At 51.7% G+C, this 18,739-nt stretch carries 13 protein-coding genes and 2 pseudogenes; 10 read left to right on the top strand and 5 right to left on the bottom strand.

Annotation, left to right across the window (positions count from 1 at the left end; translation table 11 throughout):
• The first annotated feature begins 4 nt into the window (after positions 1–4).
• Entirely contained in the window at positions 5–1,774 is a 1,770-nt protein-coding gene (locus tag AT746_RS17520; RefSeq protein ID WP_062483103.1) for an NACHT domain-containing protein, read from the top strand.
• Between the two features lie 7 nt (positions 1,775–1,781).
• A pseudogene (locus AT746_RS19705) lies at positions 1,782–1,880 on the top strand (IS3 family transposase); the annotation flags it as partial.
• Positions 1,881–2,000: 120 nt separating this feature from the next.
• Here AT746_RS19705 and AT746_RS17525 read toward each other — a convergent pair.
• On the bottom strand, positions 2,001–2,579 hold the full coding sequence (locus AT746_RS17525; protein ID WP_062483106.1) for a hypothetical protein: 579 nt from the start codon (positions 2,577–2,579) through the stop codon (positions 2,001–2,003).
• A 747-nt stretch (positions 2,580–3,326) separates the two neighbouring features.
• A complete protein-coding gene (locus AT746_RS17530) occupies positions 3,327–4,736 on the bottom strand; it encodes a sugar porter family MFS transporter (RefSeq protein WP_062484373.1) in 1,410 nt (469 codons plus the stop codon).
• A 196-nt stretch (positions 4,737–4,932) separates the two neighbouring features.
• On the opposite strand from AT746_RS17530, the gene AT746_RS17535 reads away from it, so the two are divergent.
• From AT746_RS17535 to AT746_RS20120, 6 genes and pseudogenes are all read left to right on the top strand, one after another.
• Entirely contained in the window at positions 4,933–6,264 is a 1,332-nt protein-coding gene (locus AT746_RS17535; RefSeq protein WP_062483108.1) for a glycosyl hydrolase family 8, read from the top strand.
• The gene (locus AT746_RS17540) at positions 6,261–7,796 is read left to right on the top strand and encodes an MFS transporter (protein WP_062483110.1); all 1,536 of its coding nucleotides are present in this window, start codon (positions 6,261–6,263) and stop codon (positions 7,794–7,796) included. The genes AT746_RS17535 and AT746_RS17540 overlap by 4 nt, the downstream gene beginning before the upstream one ends.
• A 1-nt stretch (position 7,797) precedes the next feature.
• Positions 7,798–8,802, top strand: a complete 1,005-nt coding sequence (locus AT746_RS17545) for a glycoside hydrolase family 43 protein (protein ID WP_062483111.1) — start codon at positions 7,798–7,800, stop codon at positions 8,800–8,802.
• Between the two features lie 12 nt (positions 8,803–8,814).
• Positions 8,815–11,238 (top strand): glycoside hydrolase family 3 N-terminal domain-containing protein, encoded by a 2,424-nt coding sequence (locus AT746_RS17550; protein WP_062483113.1) that lies wholly within the window; start codon positions 8,815–8,817, stop codon positions 11,236–11,238.
• Between the two features lie 266 nt (positions 11,239–11,504).
• Positions 11,505–13,180: pseudogene (locus AT746_RS20115) on the top strand (glycoside hydrolase family 3 protein); the annotation flags it as partial.
• Positions 13,181–13,375: 195 nt separating this feature from the next.
• The gene (locus AT746_RS20120; RefSeq protein ID WP_231731091.1) at positions 13,376–13,843 is read left to right on the top strand and encodes a putative glycoside hydrolase; all 468 of its coding nucleotides are present in this window, start codon (positions 13,376–13,378) and stop codon (positions 13,841–13,843) included.
• A gap of 116 nt (positions 13,844–13,959) precedes the next feature.
• Here AT746_RS20120 and yjjG read toward each other — a convergent pair whose 3' ends face one another.
• A complete protein-coding gene (yjjG, locus tag AT746_RS17565) occupies positions 13,960–14,634 on the bottom strand; it encodes a pyrimidine 5'-nucleotidase (protein WP_062483119.1) in 675 nt (224 codons plus the stop codon).
• Between the two features lies 1 nt (position 14,635).
• On the bottom strand, positions 14,636–15,178 hold the full coding sequence (yjjX, locus tag AT746_RS17570; RefSeq protein WP_062483121.1) for an inosine/xanthosine triphosphatase: 543 nt from the start codon (positions 15,176–15,178) through the stop codon (positions 14,636–14,638).
• Positions 15,179–15,195: 17 nt separating this feature from the next.
• On the opposite strand from yjjX, the gene AT746_RS19880 reads away from it, so the two are divergent.
• A complete protein-coding gene (locus AT746_RS19880) occupies positions 15,196–15,348 on the top strand; it encodes a hypothetical protein (RefSeq protein WP_156413739.1) in 153 nt (50 codons plus the stop codon).
• On the opposite strand, the gene manD is transcribed toward AT746_RS19880, so the two are convergent.
• Positions 15,338–16,546 (bottom strand): D-mannonate dehydratase ManD, encoded by a 1,209-nt coding sequence (gene manD / locus AT746_RS17575; RefSeq protein WP_062483122.1) that lies wholly within the window; start codon positions 16,544–16,546, stop codon positions 15,338–15,340. The two genes, AT746_RS19880 and manD, sit on opposite strands and share 11 nt — an antisense overlap.
• A 206-nt stretch (positions 16,547–16,752) precedes the next feature.
• Between manD and AT746_RS17580 the strand changes: the two genes are divergently transcribed.
• On the top strand, positions 16,753–18,666 hold the full coding sequence (locus AT746_RS17580; RefSeq protein ID WP_062483129.1) for a sialate O-acetylesterase: 1,914 nt from the start codon (positions 16,753–16,755) through the stop codon (positions 18,664–18,666).
• The last annotated feature ends 73 nt before the right edge of the window (positions 18,667–18,739 follow it).

Here is an 18,739-nt window from a genome sequence, read left to right on the forward strand (position 1 = left end):
GAAAATGGATCTTGTCATCTCAGTAATAAAGTTTTTACTTCCCAAAGTATATGACCGCGCCGCGAATATTTATTATAGGAAGATAAGAAGCAAAACTATAAAAATAGACAGCATAGAAGATACAGCATCGAACTGCGAGGTGGTTAGAACTATTTGGAATCCAGAGAACCCTGTAAATCTAAATACTTTCTATTACCCGACCTCTTTGGACTTGCATGGACAATCGTTGTACCTAGATGATATTGATAAAATCGACAACAATAAAAAAGTTGTGATTGAGGGAAACACTGGACAAGGAAAGAGCATACTTCTAAAACACCTAGCTGGAAAAGAAATTAGGAAGGGGTATAAAATACCAATTTTTGTCGAGCTGCGAAGAATCGATAAAGAAAACAATCTGGAAAGTCTTATATTGCGTTGCCTATCCTCTTATGGCATCGAAATAAAGAAGAATCATTTACCTTATCTTTTGGAAGATGAACGAGTTTCACTACTTCTTGACGCATTTGATGAAATAAAAGAAGATTTAATTGAAAGAACCTTCAATGAAATTGAAGGTTTGTGCGTCACCCCATCTTTGAAGATTCTCGTAACTAGTAGAAAAGATCAGGAAATACAAAAATCCGTATATTTTGTAGTTAGCAGAATGCAGAATGTTCACCACGAAGAGTTTGAAAACTTCTTTAAGAAGCTATTCTATTGGGAGAATAATATTGCAAGAGATCTTTCAAAAGAGATTCTGAGAGAGGGTCATGAACTTACAGAAATGTCTGTGACTCCTTTGATGCTTACCATGCTTGCAATATCTTACAAGGTCAACAAACAAATCCCAAAAACAATGATCGAGTTCTATGATGGATTATTTTTGTTACTTATATCAAGACATGACAGGAGTAAGCCAAATTTCTCAAGAAAATTCAAATCCGGACTCGATGTTTCAAATTTAGAAAACTTTTTTGTGGGGCTATCTTTTTTATGCGTATCAACTCGCCAGTTTGTAGTTAATAGAGAGGCTATGGTTGAGTTACTTCCTAAAGTAGCCTCCTTCTACAACATTGAAAGCACTGCGTTTAAAGAAATATTGCATGATATAAGTGTTAACACTAATCTATTATTGCCCGAAAATGAAACTTATGTGTTTATGCATAGAAGCATTGCTGAGTTTAGTGCGGCAAGATTCGTAAGGGATTCACCATCTGATCTTAAAAAGAAATTCTACGAAAGATGTCGAGAAAAATACTCAGAATATATGCAGGTTCTTTTTTATTTAAAGGAAATTGATAATGCTGATTTTAGGGTGAACTTAATTGCTCAAGAAATTAGAGAGGTGTTTTCTAAGATCAAGTATGATCATTCCAGCAAATATGTAGATTTAACTTGGCTACCACCAATTGAATTAAGTTACCGTGGTCATGGGCGGTGGCACTATGATCTTTCTAAAGTTGACTATCAAGACACCGACTTCATTGGTCTTTCATCGTTTCTTAGAAGTTCACTAGATAAACTGATACACACAAAAAAAATTAAAATGAAAAATAAGCCAATTACATATGGTGTCGGAGACTCTTATTATAATTTCGGAGACAAAATTTTTTCAATTAAGCTGTCAGACATCGACAACTTGGAAGAGGTGATTTGCGAGTTAAAAACTAAATTTATTCCTTGGTGTCATGAGTGCTTTGATCTATTAAATAGGATAGAGAGCGAGTTAGAAGCACAAAATAAAATGTTAGAGTCTGCTGACGTTTTTCGATCAAGGGGCGGTAGTTGTTGAAATGATAAGGGATTCGAAACAATACATTGGCACGTTCTACAATCGGAAGAGATTGCACAGTAGCCTGAACTATCTTTCTCCGGTACAGTTTGAAAATGCCGCCTAACAACAACGCGTGTCCGATTTATCGGGGGAACATCATAGTGCGCCCCCATTTTTTCCTTACCTACAACAACGCTTCTAAACCAAAAACAAGAATTGGCGACGCGAACCGTTATAGCTAGTTCTAGTGTCCGACTCTTATTCTCCATGAGTTAAAGAGTATGAAAACAAGAAAAATGTAAAACAGTGAACTAGGTTCATCGATAAGTGCTATATCGTACAACGAAAAGCCAGCGTTCTCTAAACCATCAGTTATGTACGACCAGCCGAAGGATATATCTTGACCACTGAAATCTTTCAAACTAATAAAAGCCTTACCAGAAATTGTTTCTAACTCCGGCTCATATTGAACCCAGAGATCTAACTGGGTTGGACCCCAAACTTCATCGAAGCTACTATTTTCGAACACCCTGAACACGAGCCAATTGACCCCTATATCTTCATCAAGAGTGTTGGGAGTTAATTCATAGTCGAAGATGATTCCTGATATATAAGATGGAACAGAAAAGTTGTCCACAAATACTGAGAAGCTCCCCGAACCCCCTTCCTCATCTGGGTAATACGAATATACCCCGTTATCCAATTCTGTTCCTTGTGTTTGGAATTGTAGCGAGGAGAATGCTGGTGCAACAAAAAATGTGGAGAGAATGAGTATAAAGTAAGAGATGTTTTTTTTAGAGCGTCCGCTGTTAAAGATATTCATTGTTATTCCTTTCGGGGGGATTATTTGTGGTAACTTTATTGTGATTATAGGCTGTCAGCTTCCTGTATGAGTATAGCAACGCCTATACGTAAGACAACCTCGTTTGGAGAAAAGATTGCTTTGGCAGTCAGGAAAATTGATGGTCTCCTCTGTAGCAGGTGCAGAAAGTGTAAAGAGAGTTTTCAAAATCTGTGTCGCCCTAAATTTCAATCATGCTTATGACCACTTAATTACATTAGGATAGATCGAATACATTGAGCCGCACAGTAATCTGGGTGCAGGTCCACTCAAACTGTACATAACGACCACTCTTGGCACACGGCTGCCTTGAATTCCCATATGGGAAATGTAAGGGGTCAGAAATGTAAGGGGTCACAGAATGTAAGGGGTCATGTAAGGGGTCATGTAAGGGGTCAGGTCTTGCATTGGGGTCATGTAAGGGGTCAGGTCTTGCATTGTGCAAGAAATGTAAGGGGTCAGGTCTTGGTCATGTAAGGGGTCAGGTCTTGCATTGAGTGTAAGGGGTCAGGTCTTGCATTGTGCAGAATGCAGAATGTCCGGGGTCAGTGTAAGGGGTCAGGTCTTGCATTGTGCAGAATGCAAAATGTCCGCAATTGGCACACAGGTGCCTTGAATTCCCATATGTGAACTCAAGGCTCAAAGCTGACTGTCAGATTATGCCGGGCTATGCACATGGGATGTGTCACATGGAGTTAGACCGAATCCAAATAATCTGACCTGATTCCCTTATCCCTGCATATCTTCCAGTTCGGTGCCTTTGGTTTCATGCACCATTTTCACCACAAACAGGATAGAAATCAGCGCTCCCAGGGTATACAGGCCATAGGCCCCTGCCAGACCGATACCAGTGAGGAGCAGAGGGAAGGTCATGGTAATCAGAAAATTACTGCCCCACTGGGCTAACCCACTGACCGCCAGCCCCGAGCCGCGAATCTGATTGGGGAACATTTCACCCAGCATCACCCACATCACCGGGCCCCAGGACATATTAAAGAAAAACACATAGGCATTGGCACTGATCAGCGCCAGCGGCCCCCACTCGCCCATCACCAGTTTTCCTGCTCCATCCGTATCAGCGTTGGAAAAGGCCACCACCATCAGGCCTAAGGTCAGTGTCATCCCCACCGATCCCCATTTCAGCAGCGGTTTACGGCCAATCTTGTCGATCACCATCAGGGTAATCACACAAGCGGCGATACTCAGGCCACCGCTAATCACATTGATCAGCAAGGCATCGGATTCGGAAAAACCCACCGCCTGCCACAGCACCGCACCGTAATAAAATACCACGTTAATCCCCACCAGTTGCTGGAAGGTGGCCAGACCAATGCCCACCCAGACGATACGGCGCACTTTGCCGGTCTGGCGGCTGATTAAATCGGCAAAACGGGGCTTATGATCATCGGCCAGTGACGCGTTAATTTCATCGATTTTACGCTGTGCGGCCGTGCTGCCGTACAGCCTTGTCAGTACCTGCTTCGCTATTTCACTGTGACCTTTGAGCACCAGAAAACGGGGGCTTTCGGGAATAAACAGCAACATCAATAAAAACAACGTCGCGGGGATCAGTTCCATCCAGAACATCCAGCGCCAGGCGCTAAAATCCATCCACAGCACAGCCGTCGAGGCACCGGCAAACTCGGCCAGCAGATAGTTACTGCAAAAAGACAAAAACAGGCCGCTGATAATGGCAATTTGCTGAATAGTGGTGAGCATCCCCCGGTAACGGGCCGGAGCCACTTCGGAAATATAAGCCGGGGCCATCACCGACGCACCGCCCACAGCCAGTCCGCCCAGAACCCGGTACAACACAAATTCCAGTGAACTTCCTGCTATACCTGAGCCCCAGGCGCTGACCACAAAACAAATGGCGGCGATACGCAGCAGCGTCCGACGTCCATATATATCTGCCAGCCTACCAGCGAAGAAAGCCCCCACCGCACAACCGAGCAACATACTGGAAACATTAAATCCAGTGCCGACACTTTGAGAGTTAAAGGCCTGTTGCAGACCATCCACCGTGCCATTGATGACGCCACTGTCAAAACCAAACAGAAAACCGCCGATGGTGGCAACGATGCTGATAAACAGAATAAAGCCCTGGTTGTCTTTATCCTGAGTCGCTGAACTTTCAATACTCTGTTGCAAAAGATACTCTCCGTTGGCACATAGATTCAGAAAATCCAGCATATGTTTTATTTGCGGCCAATAACAGCAGGTAGCGGCCAGGTTGTTAAAAAAGATAATTATTCCAGAACATTCCGTTAACGCACTGGTCTGCCCGACATTGTATGGTTGGGCCTGATTACAGCCACAAACATGATTCGCGCTTATGACTTCAAACCCCCTTCAGTTTATTTGTTCGGCCCTGCTCAGGCTCACCGGCAGCATAGCCCTGTTAGTCCTGCTAAGTAGCTGCGCAAATAAGCCATCAACTGAAGCTGAAACTCTCACCACCGCTGGCGCGATCTCTGGCAACTACCCGAATTTGTTCGCCGGGGCCGGCTACAGCCAGGCCGATATTGACAATAAAATTGCAAGCGCCTTTACGCAATTATTTTACGGCGACAGGGATACACAACGGGTCTACTACCAAGATGGCCATAATAGCCATGGCCCTAAAGCCTATATCGAAGATATCAATAATCAGGATGTACGCTCAGAAGGCATGTCCTATGGCATGATGATCGCTGTACAGCTGGACAAACAACAGGAATTTAATGCCCTGTGGAACTGGGCCGTGAGTCATACTTATCAGGACGATCCCAGCCATCCGGCATACGGATATTTTGCCTGGTCAGTGCGCCCCGATGGCACCATCATTGATCCCATGCCTGCACCTGATGGCGAAGAATATTTCGCCACGGCCTTGTATTTTGCCTCGGTGCGCTGGGGGGATGGTGAAGGTATTTTTAATTATCAGGCTCAGGCCGACAATCTGCTTACCCATATGCGCCACCGCGAGATCATCACCGGCACCACCATAAAAGGTCAACAAAGCGCCACTAACCTGTTTCATCCGGAATACGCCATGGTGCGCTTTACACCGGATCTGGCCCACTCAGAACATACTGATGCCTCCTATCATCTGCCTGCCTTTTACGAAGTCTGGGCCAGAGTGGGCCCAAAGGCCGACCGGGCATTCTGGAAGCGGGCAGCGCATGCAAGCCGTGATTATTTCAGCCTCGCTGCCCATCCCAAAACGGGCCTGACGCCGGACTATGGTAATTTTGATGGCAGCCCCTGGGCGGCCCCCTGGCGACCGGAATCAAAAGATTTTCGTTTTGATGCCTGGCGCACCGCCATGAACTGGTCTTTTGACTGGAGCTGGTGGCGACAGGATCCCCGTGCCCGGCAGCTTAGTGACAGATTACAGGCCTTTTTTGCCAGCGAAGGCCTGGACAATTATGTCAGCCAGTACAGTCTCGATGGCAAAAAACTGGATAACGCTCAGACCACAGGTCTGGTGGCCATGAATGCAGTGGCCAGCCTCGCAGCCACCCGCCCGGTGGCGGAAGATTTTGTCCATGCCCTGTGGCAGCAGAGCATACCCGCTGGCCGGCATCGCTACTATGATGGCATGTTGTATATGATGGCTCTGCTGCATGTCAGCGGGCAGTATCAGGCCTGGCTTCCCACTCAACTGAATGAGCAACAACCATGACCAGCAGTACCGACACCCTTGCCGCAAATGATCAACAGGCCCGGATAACGACCGATACGGAGAAACTCAGTGTTACCGAAAAGGTTGGTTACAGCCTCGGCGACCTGGCCGCCAATCTGATCTTCCAGACTCTGATGACCTTTCTGGCCTTTTTCTATACCGATGTGTATAAGATCCCCGCCGGTGCGGCAGCGACCATTATTTTTACCGGTGGCATTATCGGCGCCTTTTTCAATCCCGTAATGGGCATCATTGCCGACCGGACCCAGACCCGCTGGGGCAAGTTCCGCCCCTGGATCCTGTGGACCTCCATTCCCTTTGGTGTCATTGCCCTGTTGGCATTCAGTACACCGGCGTTCAGCCCCGAGGGCAAGATCATTTATGCCTTTGTTACCTATGTGATCCTGGTGCTGGTTTATTCTGCCAATAACCTGCCCTATTCGGCCTTAAGCGGGGTACTGACCGGCAATATGGCTGATCGCAACAGCCTGTCGGCTTACCGTTTCGTGGCGGTGATGGTTGCGCAGTTTATTATTCAGGCACTGTTACTGCCGCTGGTTCTGATTCTCGGCGATGGCGACAAGGCGGTGGGCTTCGAGAATACCATGACCCTGTTTGCCTGCGTGGGGATTGTGTTTTTTCTGATCACCTTTATTACCACTAAAGAGCGAGTGCTTACTATCGCCACAAAGGGTTCCAGTATTAAAGAAGATATTGGTGATCTGGTACGTAACAAGCCCTGGGCCATTATGCTGGTGGTGACAGTACTGGTGTTTATTACCCTGTCTCTGAAAGGCGGCATGTATATTTTCTATTTTGAACATTATCTGAGTGATCAGCACACTGCACGCTTCCTTGAAGATATCGGTTTTAATGCGTTTATTGCAGGGCTGAACACAGTACTCACCGGTATGGGGCTGAATGAATTTCTGTGGCCCAAAGACGCCGCAACCTCAGGGTTTAGTCTGTTCAATGCCGGCGGTATCATCTGCATGATCCTCGGCATAGGCTTTTCCAAATTTCTGGCAGACCGCTTTGGCAAGCGGGATGTGTTTGCCGCCGCCCTGTTTCTCTCCAGTCTGTTTATTCTGGTGTTTTATCTTTTCCCGCCTGATGCCACAGGCCTGGTATTTCTGTCGCAGTTATTACATGGCTTTTTCTATGGCATCACCATCCCATTGCTATGGGCGATGATTGCCGATGTGGCCGATTATTCTGAGTGGAAGAATCACCGCCGGGCCACCGCCATTATCTTTTCAGCCATGATTTTCGGCCTCAAACTGGGGCTGAGTATCGGCGGCGCGCTGGTTGCCGGTGTACTGGCTCACTACGGCTATGACACCGAACTGACTATTCAGAGCGCCGAGACCGTCAATGGCATTCTGCTCTCGGTCAGCCTGTTTGCCGCCCTGCCCTTTTTGCTCGCAGTGGGCTGCATGTTTCTGTACGAGATCAACAAACGCAAAGAAATTCAGATAGAGCACGAGCTGAGCAGCCGACGTTCAGCCGTGCAAATTCAGACAGGGGAGTAATATGTCAGAATCCGATTATGCCAGCCTGAAAGCAAAGGCAATCTCTCAGCCGCTGGTAGAGCATATCTATACCGCCGACCCTTCCGCCCATGTGTTCGACGGCCGCATTTATATTTACCCCTCTCATGATATTGATGCTGGCATCCCATTCAATGACAACGGCGATCATTTCGGTATGCAGGATTATCACGTATTGTCGATGGATGCCCCGGACAGCCCGGCAACGGATCATGGCGTGGCTCTGCATATAAAAGATGTCCCCTGGGCCGAACGGCAGATGTGGGCGCCCGATGCGGCCAGAAAAGGTGACAAATACTATTTCTATTTTCCCGCCAAACGGGCTGACGGCATTTTCCAGATCGGCGTCGCCACAGGCGACTCGCCAACCGGGCCGTTTATTCCCCAGCCCGAACCTATTCAGGGCAGTTACTCGATTGACCCGGCCGTATTCGAAGACGATGACGGTAGCTTCTATCTGTATTTTGGCGGTATCTGGGGCGGTCAGCTACAGCATTACCGTGACAATCAATACAATGAGCAATACCAGGAGCCCACTGCCGGTGGGCCCGCTCTTGGCCCCATTGTGGCGAGACTCACCGACGATATGCTGGAGTTTGATGAAGACCCTGTAGAAATTCAGATTCTGGATCAGCAGGGCAAGCCGCTACTGGCCGGTGATACCGACAGGCGCTTCTTCGAGGCCTCCTGGATGCACAAATATCAGGGTAAGTACTATTTTTCCTATTCCACCGGCGACAGCCACTACATTTGTTACGCCACCGGTGATTCCCCCTATGGCCCCTTCACCTATCAGGGACGGATCTTAGAGCCGGTAGTGGGCTGGACCACTCATCACAGCATCTGTGAAGTCCAGGGGAAATGGTATCTGTTCTATCACGATTCGATCCTCTCCGGTGGGGTCACGCATCTGCGCTCGGTGAAAATGGCTGAAATTCACTATGACTCACAAGGCCGTATTCAGACCTTGCGTCCTTATCAGGAATAACAGGAGAAGGTTATGGGTAAGCAACTGCTCTGTGCACTGCTGGGAGCTGGCATGGTAATCACTGCGCAGGCGGACGACCTGCCCTATTGGGACAGCAGCCTGACCACAGACCAACGGGTCGCAGATTTGCTGTCCCGTATGACGCTGGAAGAAAAGGTCGCCCAGTTGCAGACCCTCTGGCACCGACGGCGGGATATGGAAGACGAGCAGCACAGATTTGTGGCAGAAAAAGCCGCGCAAATCATGCCTGTTGGTATCGGTCATATCGCCCGGCCCAGCGAGTTCAAAACACCGCGTCAGACCGCCGAATTCAATAATGCCGCCCAGCGCTGGCTCAAAGAACAGACCCGTCTGGGCATTCCGGCACTGATGCATGAAGAAGCCCTGCATGGATATGTGGCTTTCGATGCCACCAGTTTCCCACAGGCCATTGCGCTGGCCAGTAGCTGGTCACCGCAGGATCTGCACGACATCTATGCCCTGGCCGCCAGTGAAATGCGCGCTACCGGTGGCCACTGGGCGCTGACACCTATTCTGGATATTGCCCGCGATCCACGCTGGGGGCGGATTGAGGAAACCTTTGGTGAAGACCCCTACCTGCAAACCGCTATGGGCGTCGCCGGTGTAAAGGGCTTTCAGGGCCTGTCATCAGCCAATGCGCCTTTTGCCACCGATAAGGTGGTCGCCACACTGAAACATCTGACCGGCCATGGCCAGCCCCAGGCCGGGGTGAATATTGCCCCGGCACAAATTGGTCCGCGGGAATTGCACGAGGTGTTCCTGCCCCCCTTTGAGGCGGCGGTAAAACTCTCCTTCGCTGGCAGCATTATGGCTTCCTACAATGAAATTGATGGCATTCCATCACATATTAATCAGCCCCTGCTGGAAGACATTGTTCGTCATCAGTGGGGCTTTGACGGCGTAATAGTCAGTGATTACTTCGCCATACATGAGCTCAACACAAGACACAGTCTTTATGCAAATGAGGCGGAGGCGGCCAGAGCAGCATTGCTGGCCGGGGTGGATATGGAAACCCCGGATCCCAGGGCCTTTTTGCACCTCGCTGAGCTGGTAAACTCAGGTCAGCTGGATGAGGCCGCGATCGACCGCTCTGTGCGCCGGGTACTGGCGATGAAATTCCGCCTCGGCTTATTCGAAAATCCCTTTGTGGATGCCAGCCTGGCTGATGAACGGGTCGGCGCCGCGCAACAGCGTGACTTTGCGCGCCAGATAGCAGAAAAATCCATGGTGCTGCTTAAAAACGACGGCACCCTGCCGCTGAATGCAGACAAGATCGCAAATCTGGCGGTGATCGGCCCCCATGCCAATGAAACCCTGCTCGGCGGCTACAGCAGTATTCCACGCCAGACGGTGAACATTGTCGAAGGGCTGCAACAAAAACTGGCCGACAAGGCGCAGGTGCATTATGCCCCCGGCACCATGCTGATCAAACCTGTGCCGGATATCAGCGAGCGCAGCAAAAAAGCTGGCACTCAGTCGATGCAGCGCTGGAACCATGATCAAATTGTACTGGCCGATGAGACTGACCGTCAGGGCCTGTTGGAGCAAGCGGTCAGTCTTGCTCAGAAGGCCGATGCGGTGGTGCTGGTGCTGGGCGAAAACGAAGGCGTGTCCCGGGAGGCCTGGGGCGATGATCATCTGGGAGACAGAACCCGCCTGCAACTGGTGGGCAATCAGCTTAAACTGGCCAAAGCAGTGCTGGCCACCGGCAAGCCTGTGGTACTGGTTCTGACCAACGGCAGGCCGCTGGCCCTGGGCGAACTGGCCGATTCCATGCCGGCAATAATCGAAGCCTGGTATCTGGGCCAGGAAACCGGCAGCGCGGTGGCCAATGTGTTGTTTGGCGACGTCAGCCCTTCGGGTAAGCTACCCCTTACTTTCCCGCGCAGTGCCGGTCATGTGCCCGCCTATTATAACCATAAGCCTTCTGCCAAACGGGGTTACCTGTTTGACGATATCAGCCCTCTGTATCCCTTCGGCCATGGCCTGAGTTACAGCCGTTTCGGCTACAGCGATCTGAAGATAGATGCCAGCAAGGCCCGGGCCAATGGTGAGGTAAACGTCAGCCTGAAATTAACCAACAGCGGTAAGTACGACGCTACCGAAGTCGTGCAGCTGTATATCAACGATCCGGTGGCCAGTGCCACCCGCCCGGTACAAGAGCTCAAAGGCTTTGCCCGGGTGCCACTTAAAGCAGGTGAAAGCGCCACTGTAAACTTTAACCTGCCGGTTAACCTGCTGGCCTTTTTCGATATCAATATGAACTGGGTCGTAGAGCCCGGTGACATCAAACTGATGATCGGCAGCTCCTCGGCGGATATTCGCCTTGAGGACGACATCACAATCAGCGGTGAAAAAACCGATGTCAGTGCCAGTAAGGCCTATCTGAGCCAGTCAGAAATAATCCGGGAGTGATACAACAGATGACAACAACACAAAAACGGACCATCAGAAGGGTTGGCGCCAGACTGCATCGGTCAACGGCCACAAGGATTGCTCTGGCACTGAGCTGTGCCCTGATTCTGGGAGGCTGTGACCGGGCTGGCAATAATGTCGCCGATAAAGTACAGCAAGCCTCATCGCAGGCCCCTGTGATCACCCCGGATAACTGGCCAGCCCAGTCTTCCCCCATAACACGACATGACGCCATAGAGACAAAGGTCCGTGAGCTCCTGAAACAGATGACGCCGGAACAGAAAGTCGGTCAGATTATTCAGGCCGACATAGCCTCCGTAACCCCGCAGCAGGTGCGTGATTACTATCTTGGCAGCGTACTCAATGGTGGTAATTCTGCACCCGGGCGCGACAACCGGGCGGGTGCCCGCGCCTGGCTGGAGCTGGCAGATCAGTTCTGGGCCGCCTCCACCGACACCAGTGACGGTCGGCCTTATATTCCGGTGATGTGGGGCACAGATGCAGTGCATGGCCACAGCAATGTCAAAGGGGCCACCATTTTCCCCCATAATATTGGTCTGGGCGCCATGGGTGAGCCGCAACTGCTACGGGAAATTGGCCGTATTACGGCTATCGAAATGCAGGTGACCGGGCTGGACTGGACCTTTGCCCCCACCATTGCCGTGGCCAGGGATGACCGCTGGGGCCGCACTTATGAATCCTACAGTGAGCATCCGGCCAGGGTCGCCGAATACGCGCCGCAGATCTTACAGGGCATTCAGGGTCAACCTGGCAGCGAGGACTTTCTGCAAGGTCAGCATATGCTGGCCACGGTAAAACATTTTCTCGGTGACGGTGGCACCCTGAACGGCAAAGATCAGGGGGCAACCAGGACAGTGAAGCCAGCTTGCGGGACATTCACGGTGCGCCCTACTACAGCGCCATCGAGGCCGGAGCGCGGGTAGTGATGGCATCTTACAACAGCTGGCATGGTCACAAGATGCATGGTTTTGCGCCTATGCTCACCGATGTGCTGAGAGGACGCATGGGCTTTGATGGCTTTACCGTGGGTGACTGGAACGGTCATGGTCAGATAGAGGGCTGCGAGCCCACAGATTGTCCTGCTTCCGTGAATGCCGGCCTGGATATGTTTATGGCCCCGGACAGCTGGCAAACGCTGTATCACAACACGCTTGCCCAGGTAAAAGACGGCCGTATCAGCGAGGCCAGACTGGGTCAGGCCGTCAGTCGTGTACTCAGAATCAAGGCAGAAATGGGCCTGTTTGAGCAGATCACGCCCTCAGCACGACCACTGGCGGGGCGCTATGAACTGCTCGGAGCCCCAGAACACCGGGCCGTGGCCCGCGAAGCGGCGCGCAAGTCGCTGGTGCTGCTGAAAAACAACGATAATCTGCTACCCCTTTCAGCCAGCAGCCGGGTACTGGTCGCCGGTGACGGCGCCGATAATATTGGCAAACAAACCGGTGGTTGGACCCTCAGCTGGCAGGGCACAGGCAATAGTAACAGTGACTTTCCAAATGGCGAGTCGGTTTTCGACGGTATCCGGCAGGCAGTAGAAGCTGCCGGTGGCAGTGTCGAGCTCAGTGCCAACGGGCGTTACAGGGAAAAGCCTGATGTCGCCATCGTCGTATTCGGCGAACAGCCTTATGCGGAGTTTATCGGTGATCGTTCCCACCTGGCTTTCGATGATGGCCGTGCTCTGGCAATCCTCAGCGAACTGAAAGCTAAGGGTATTGCCACCGTGTCGGTGTTTTTGTCCGGCCGGCCCTTATGGGTCAATCCTGAGTTAAATCAGTCCGATGCTTTTGTGGCGGCTTTTTTACCGGGTAGCGAGGGCGGAGCCATTGCTGATCTGCTGTTCCGGGCTGCCGACGGTACCATTCGCCATGATTTTCGGGGCAGGTTGTCGTTCTCCTGGCCCGATAACGCTAAAGGCGAACCACTGAACCTCGGCGATGTCGGTTATGCTCCCTTATTCGCCTATGACTATGGTCTGAGCTACGACGATAAGCTTAATGTGCCGCAACTGAGCGAAGAATCCGGCCTGGATCCGGCCCAGATCCTCAACGTCGGACGCTATCTGTATGCCGGTAAGGCTGTCAGGCCCTGGCAATTGCAGTTAGTGGATAGGGGCGACATGACTGTGGTCACCGATGCGCTGCAACACTCCACACATGGCGCAATCAGCGCGGAGGCGACCGATCGCCACCAGCAGGAAGACTCGGTGGTGATTAGCTTTACAGCAGATGGTGTGCTGGCGCTGGCCCATGATACAGGCGCGACGGTAGATCTGGCCCGCCTGGCAGAAGGAGATATGGCACTGGAAATTGAATACCAGCTGCTATCCCTTACCGATAACACTTCGCTGTCAATCGGCATGGCATGTGGCAGTGATTGTGGGGCCAGTCTGGATTTCACCGAATACTTCTCAGAACAGCAGGGCCGGGGCTGGCAGAGTCTCAAAGTCCCCCTGCGCTGCTTTACCGATATGGATATGACCCGGGTTACCAGCCCGCTGGTGCTGCAGGGCAGTGCCGGTACGGTAATCCAACTGGCCAATGTGCGCCTGGCCAATAATGAAGGTCAGGGCCAGTGTGGTCAGTGAATGAGAAGAAAATCCGTCCCTGGACGCTCCACCACAGCGTCCATGCTGTGGAGTGTTCACAATCAAACCAACACCCTCTCCCTTTCAACTCAGTAGCCATATTGTCCAAATGGCTATTACGCTTCCAGCAACGCCCTGAGCTGGTGCAAATCCTGCACTTCATGATGGGGCGTAATGCCTTCGGGCCTGGCCTGACCATGATGATTCAGCCAACAGGTATGGATACCGGCATTGATGCCACCCTGAACATCTGCATGGGGATTATCACCGACCATCAGAATATTGTCTTTGGGCGGGTTGCCCAACAGCTTAAAGGTGTGCTCAAAAATATCCGGATGAGGTTTGGCCACTCCGACCTGTTCGGAAATCACCAGGTGCTCGAAGTGATGACTGACCTTGTTGTTATCCAGTCTTGGCTGCTGCATCTGGGTAAAACCGTTGGTAATAATGCCCAGCGTCGCTTTGCCAGCGAGTGCCTCAAGCAGTTCCGCTGCACCGGGTAACAGCCTGCTACTATCGGCCATAGCCTCAACAAAGGCTTCGTTAATAACGGAAGCATCAAGACCGTGTCTGGCCGCCCAATGCTCAAAACGGCGGCGTTGTAATTCCGCTGAGCTGATTCGCCCCTCCTGATAATCCCGCCACAAAGGCATGCTGACGTCCAGAAACAGGTTGAAATCCTGTTCGGCAAAGTCCAGTTCAAACCGGGCAAAGGCCAGTCTCAGACCGGCAAAGGCATCGAAGTCAAACAAGGTGTCATCGGCATCGAACAGGATCCATTGATACTGCATATTATTCTCCGTATAGCGTCGGATGTAAGAAAGGCGTCATCGCCATGATCAGCGCCTGACGATAGGCACTTTCACGGCTCTCACAACCATTGGTCAACAGCCCTATAGCGCCACCCTGTTGTTTGATATTGCGGGTATCGAACAACCGGTCCATCACATCGCCCAGCTCTTCGCCCTGACACAAAGCCTGCCAGGCGACAAGCGGTAACGGCAGGTTAGCACTGCGCCCCACAGACTGGTGCTGTTGATTAGCGATAACCACATAAGCAAAGGTGGCCGGGCCATGCTCAAAACGGTCCACGCCCCCTTCCATAGCCAGATAGTAATCGGCAGATTGATGTTTACGGCAATAGGCCACGCGGTTAATGGCACCCTGAAGGGTTTCGGCCTCCGTCATCGGCTGGTCAGCCACCCCCGAAGGGGCTGCAATGCCATGACACTGGATATCAGTATCGGCAAACAGTCTGACAAAGGTTTGTCTGGCGGCATCGATTTTAACCGGATTGGTGGAACCCACCTGTACCCTTAATGGCTTGCTACTCATAATGGAACTGAACAAGAATGGCGATTAGAGAGTATTTTGCCACAGGTGCGGGTTTCCCCCTACCTTTGCAGCCCGTTATTCAGACCACTGTGGTGAATACCACGGTGGCCTGCCAGTGGATGTTGTTATCTGCAGGCTGTAGTCCGTTGCTCGTTGCTGCTACCAATTAAACAGCGTGCCATCCTCCAGCCGGTTAACCGGAAGATAGGCCCTTTTATAGGGATATCTGGCCGCCAGTTTCTCGTCAATATCCACACCATGGCCCGGCGATTCGCCACAATACAGATAGCCCTGTTTAAAACGATAGTCGTGAGGAAAGACCTCATCGGTCTGTTCAGTGTGGCGCATATATTCCTGAATACCGAAATTGGGTACCCAGGTATCAAAATGCAGCGCCGTGCCCATGGTCACCGGTGACAGATCCGTGGCCCCATGAAATCCGGTGCGCACATGGTACAACTCCGCCAATGCGGCGATCCGGCGCAGATGGGTCACTCCGCCGCCATGCACTATTGTGGTACGGATATAGTCAATCAACTGCTCGCTGATCAACTGATGGCAATCATGGATGGAAGAAAATACTTCACCCACCGCAAGCGGCGTGGTGGTGTGCTGACGGATCAGCCGGAAACCTTCCTGTAATTCAGCGGTGACCGCATCTTCAAGCCAGAACAGCCTGAAAGGCTCCAGTTCCTTACCCAGCCGCGCGGCTTCAATGGGCGTGAGGCGATGATGCACATCATGCAGCAGATGCACCTCGCCACCGAACTGGCGACGCAGTTCGGCAAACAATTGCGGTACATGGTTCAGATACTTGCTGGTAGACCAAAGGTTTTCGCTGGGGAGATCGGCATCAGCCGGTTCATAAAACAACGTATCTTTAGACACACCGTAGGTAGACGCCAGGCCCGGAACACCAGACTGGGCCCTGATAGCCTGATAACCCAGCTCGCGATATTTGGCCACCGCGTCGATGGTATCCTCAATATCTTTGCCATTAGCATGCCCATACACCAGCACTTTGTCGCGGCTACGCCCGCCAAGCAACTGATACAGCGGCATATTGGCAGCCTTGGCCTTAATGTCCCACAGCGCCATATCCACGGCCGCCAGCGCGGTCATACCCACCGGGCCTCTGCGCCAGTAGGCACCACGATAAAAAAACTGCCAGATATCTTCAATCTGACCGGCATCTTTGCCAATCAGACAGGGGATCATATGCTCTGTCAGGTAGCTGGCCACCGCCAGTTCGCGGCCATTGAGGGTGGCATCGCCGATACCGTACAGACCCTGATCCGTTTCAATTTTGAGGGTTACAAAATTGCGCCCCGGACTGCAGACGATAACGCGTGCATCGGTGATCTTCATAGCATTATTCCCGACAGAGTAAAAACCATCAGGCTAGCAGCCCGGCACCGCCCTGCAATTCAGTTTACACACAACAGATTTATGGAATACCGCACATAAGCCCCGATTATGTTTTTTACCACCGGCATAGCCATTATTGTCACTCGCTATTGGCCAGCTCCCTGCCGGTGGTAGGCTGAGCAAAACGATTCAAAGAACATCTGTTTATGATCAGAATACTGCTAATTTTTACGCTATTGCTGAGCCCCGTGGTCAGCGCCGATATCCGTCTTCCGAAACTTATCGGCGAAGGCATGGTGCTGCAAAGGGATACCAAAATCCCCCTTTGGGGCTGGGCGGAGCCGGGCGAGCAGGTGCAGGTTCGACTCAACGGCAGGCTGGTGGGGCAAACCCGAAGCGACTCAGAGCAATGGCAGGTAGCACTGCCGCCACAGCCTGCTGGCGGGCCACATCGCATAGAGCTCAGTGGCAATAATCGTATCGTATTGAAGGATGTCTATTTTGGCGATGTCTGGGTGGCCTCGGGCCAGTCGAATATGGAACTGCCCATGGCCAGGGTAGCAGAAGCCTACCCACAGGATCTGGAAAACGCAGACTACCCACTGATCCGCCAGTTTAAAGTGCCGCAGAAATACAATTTTAAAGCGCCTCAGGATGATGTTGAATCGGGCCAATGGGTGTCCGCCACGCCGGATACTGTGGCCGGATTTTCTGCGGTGGCCTTCTACTTTGCCCGCGAGCTGTTTGAACACAACAGCGTACCCATTGGCATACTGAATAATGCGTTGGGCGGTTCTCCGGTAGAGGCCTGGTTAAGCGAAGAAGCACTGCAGGCCTTTCCCGAATCGCTGGCCGAGGCCTCACGCTTTAAGAACGATGCGCTTATTCAGTCAATCACACTGGCCGACAAAGCCAAAAACGAACAATGGTATGGCCAACTGCATCAGAATGATGCCGGCCTTAATGCCACTGTCCCCTGGTATGACCCGACGCTGGATGACAGCCACTGGCAAACCTTTACTCTGCCTGGTTATCGCAGCCAGCCCTTTACTGGCGTATGGTGGCTGCGTAAAACGCTGACACTGAGCAAGGGGCAGGCGGAAAATGCCGATATTCTGCGCATGGGCCGGGCTGTGGATGCCGATGAGACCTATATTAACGGGGTAAAGGTGGGTCACACCACCTATCAGTACCCTCCCAGGCGCTATACCATCCCAAAAGGGTTGTTAAAAGCAGGAGACAACCTGGTTACCATTCGTGTCACCGCCACCAGTAATAAAACCGGTTTTGTGCCAGACAAACCCTACTGGCTGGGTACCGACAACGACAAACTGACACTAAGCGGACAGTGGAAAATGCGGGACGGCACCACTGCCGAGCCTTTGGAGGGCGATACCTTTATCCGCTGGAAACCGCTGGGATTATTTAACGGCCTGACGGCGCCCCTGACCCACATGCCTGTTAAAGGCGTTATCTGGTATCAGGGTGAGTCGAACACCGGCCGCTGGCAGGATTATCACGCCAAATTCACAACCATGATCCGCGACTGGCGCAAGCATTGGGGTCAGGGTGAGCTGCCTTTTCTGTATGTACAACTGGCAAACTTTATGCAAAAAAGCGATGTGCCCAAAGACAGCAACTGGGCTCGTCTGCGAGAGGCGCAAAGACAGGCCTTGTCTGAGCCCAATACGGCCATGACAGTGGCTATCGACACCGGAGAGTGGAACGATATTCACCCGGTTGATAAAAAAACTTTAGGTCAGCGTCTGGCCCTGGCCGCAAGAGCCGTGGCCCTGAATGAAGAAATGCCCTATCGGGGCCCGGCGCTGCAATCTGTGACCAGACAAGGGCAACAACTGCAGCTGAGCTTCACACATGCCACTGACGGACTGGTGATCAAAGACGGCGACGCCTTTGCCATCGCCGCTGCCGACGGGGAGTATCAATGGGCCAAAAAAGTGCAACAGCAGGGCAACAAAATTCTGCTGTCTCACCCGGATATCAGAGAACCGGTTAAAGTACGCTACGCCTGGGCAGATAACCCCGAAGCAGTGCTCTACAACGGTGCTGGCCTGCCCGCCAGCCCTTTTCAGGCAGAGGTGGCACAGGGGAGGCAGTAAATATTAGTGATTGATTCTCGCTTGCAAAGCGGGCTGGAAAAGACAGAACTCGAGGGAACGGCGATACTATTTT

It is taken from the genome of Lacimicrobium alkaliphilum (assembly GCF_001466725.1).
Lineage (GTDB): Bacteria > Pseudomonadota > Gammaproteobacteria > Enterobacterales > Alteromonadaceae > Lacimicrobium > Lacimicrobium alkaliphilum_B.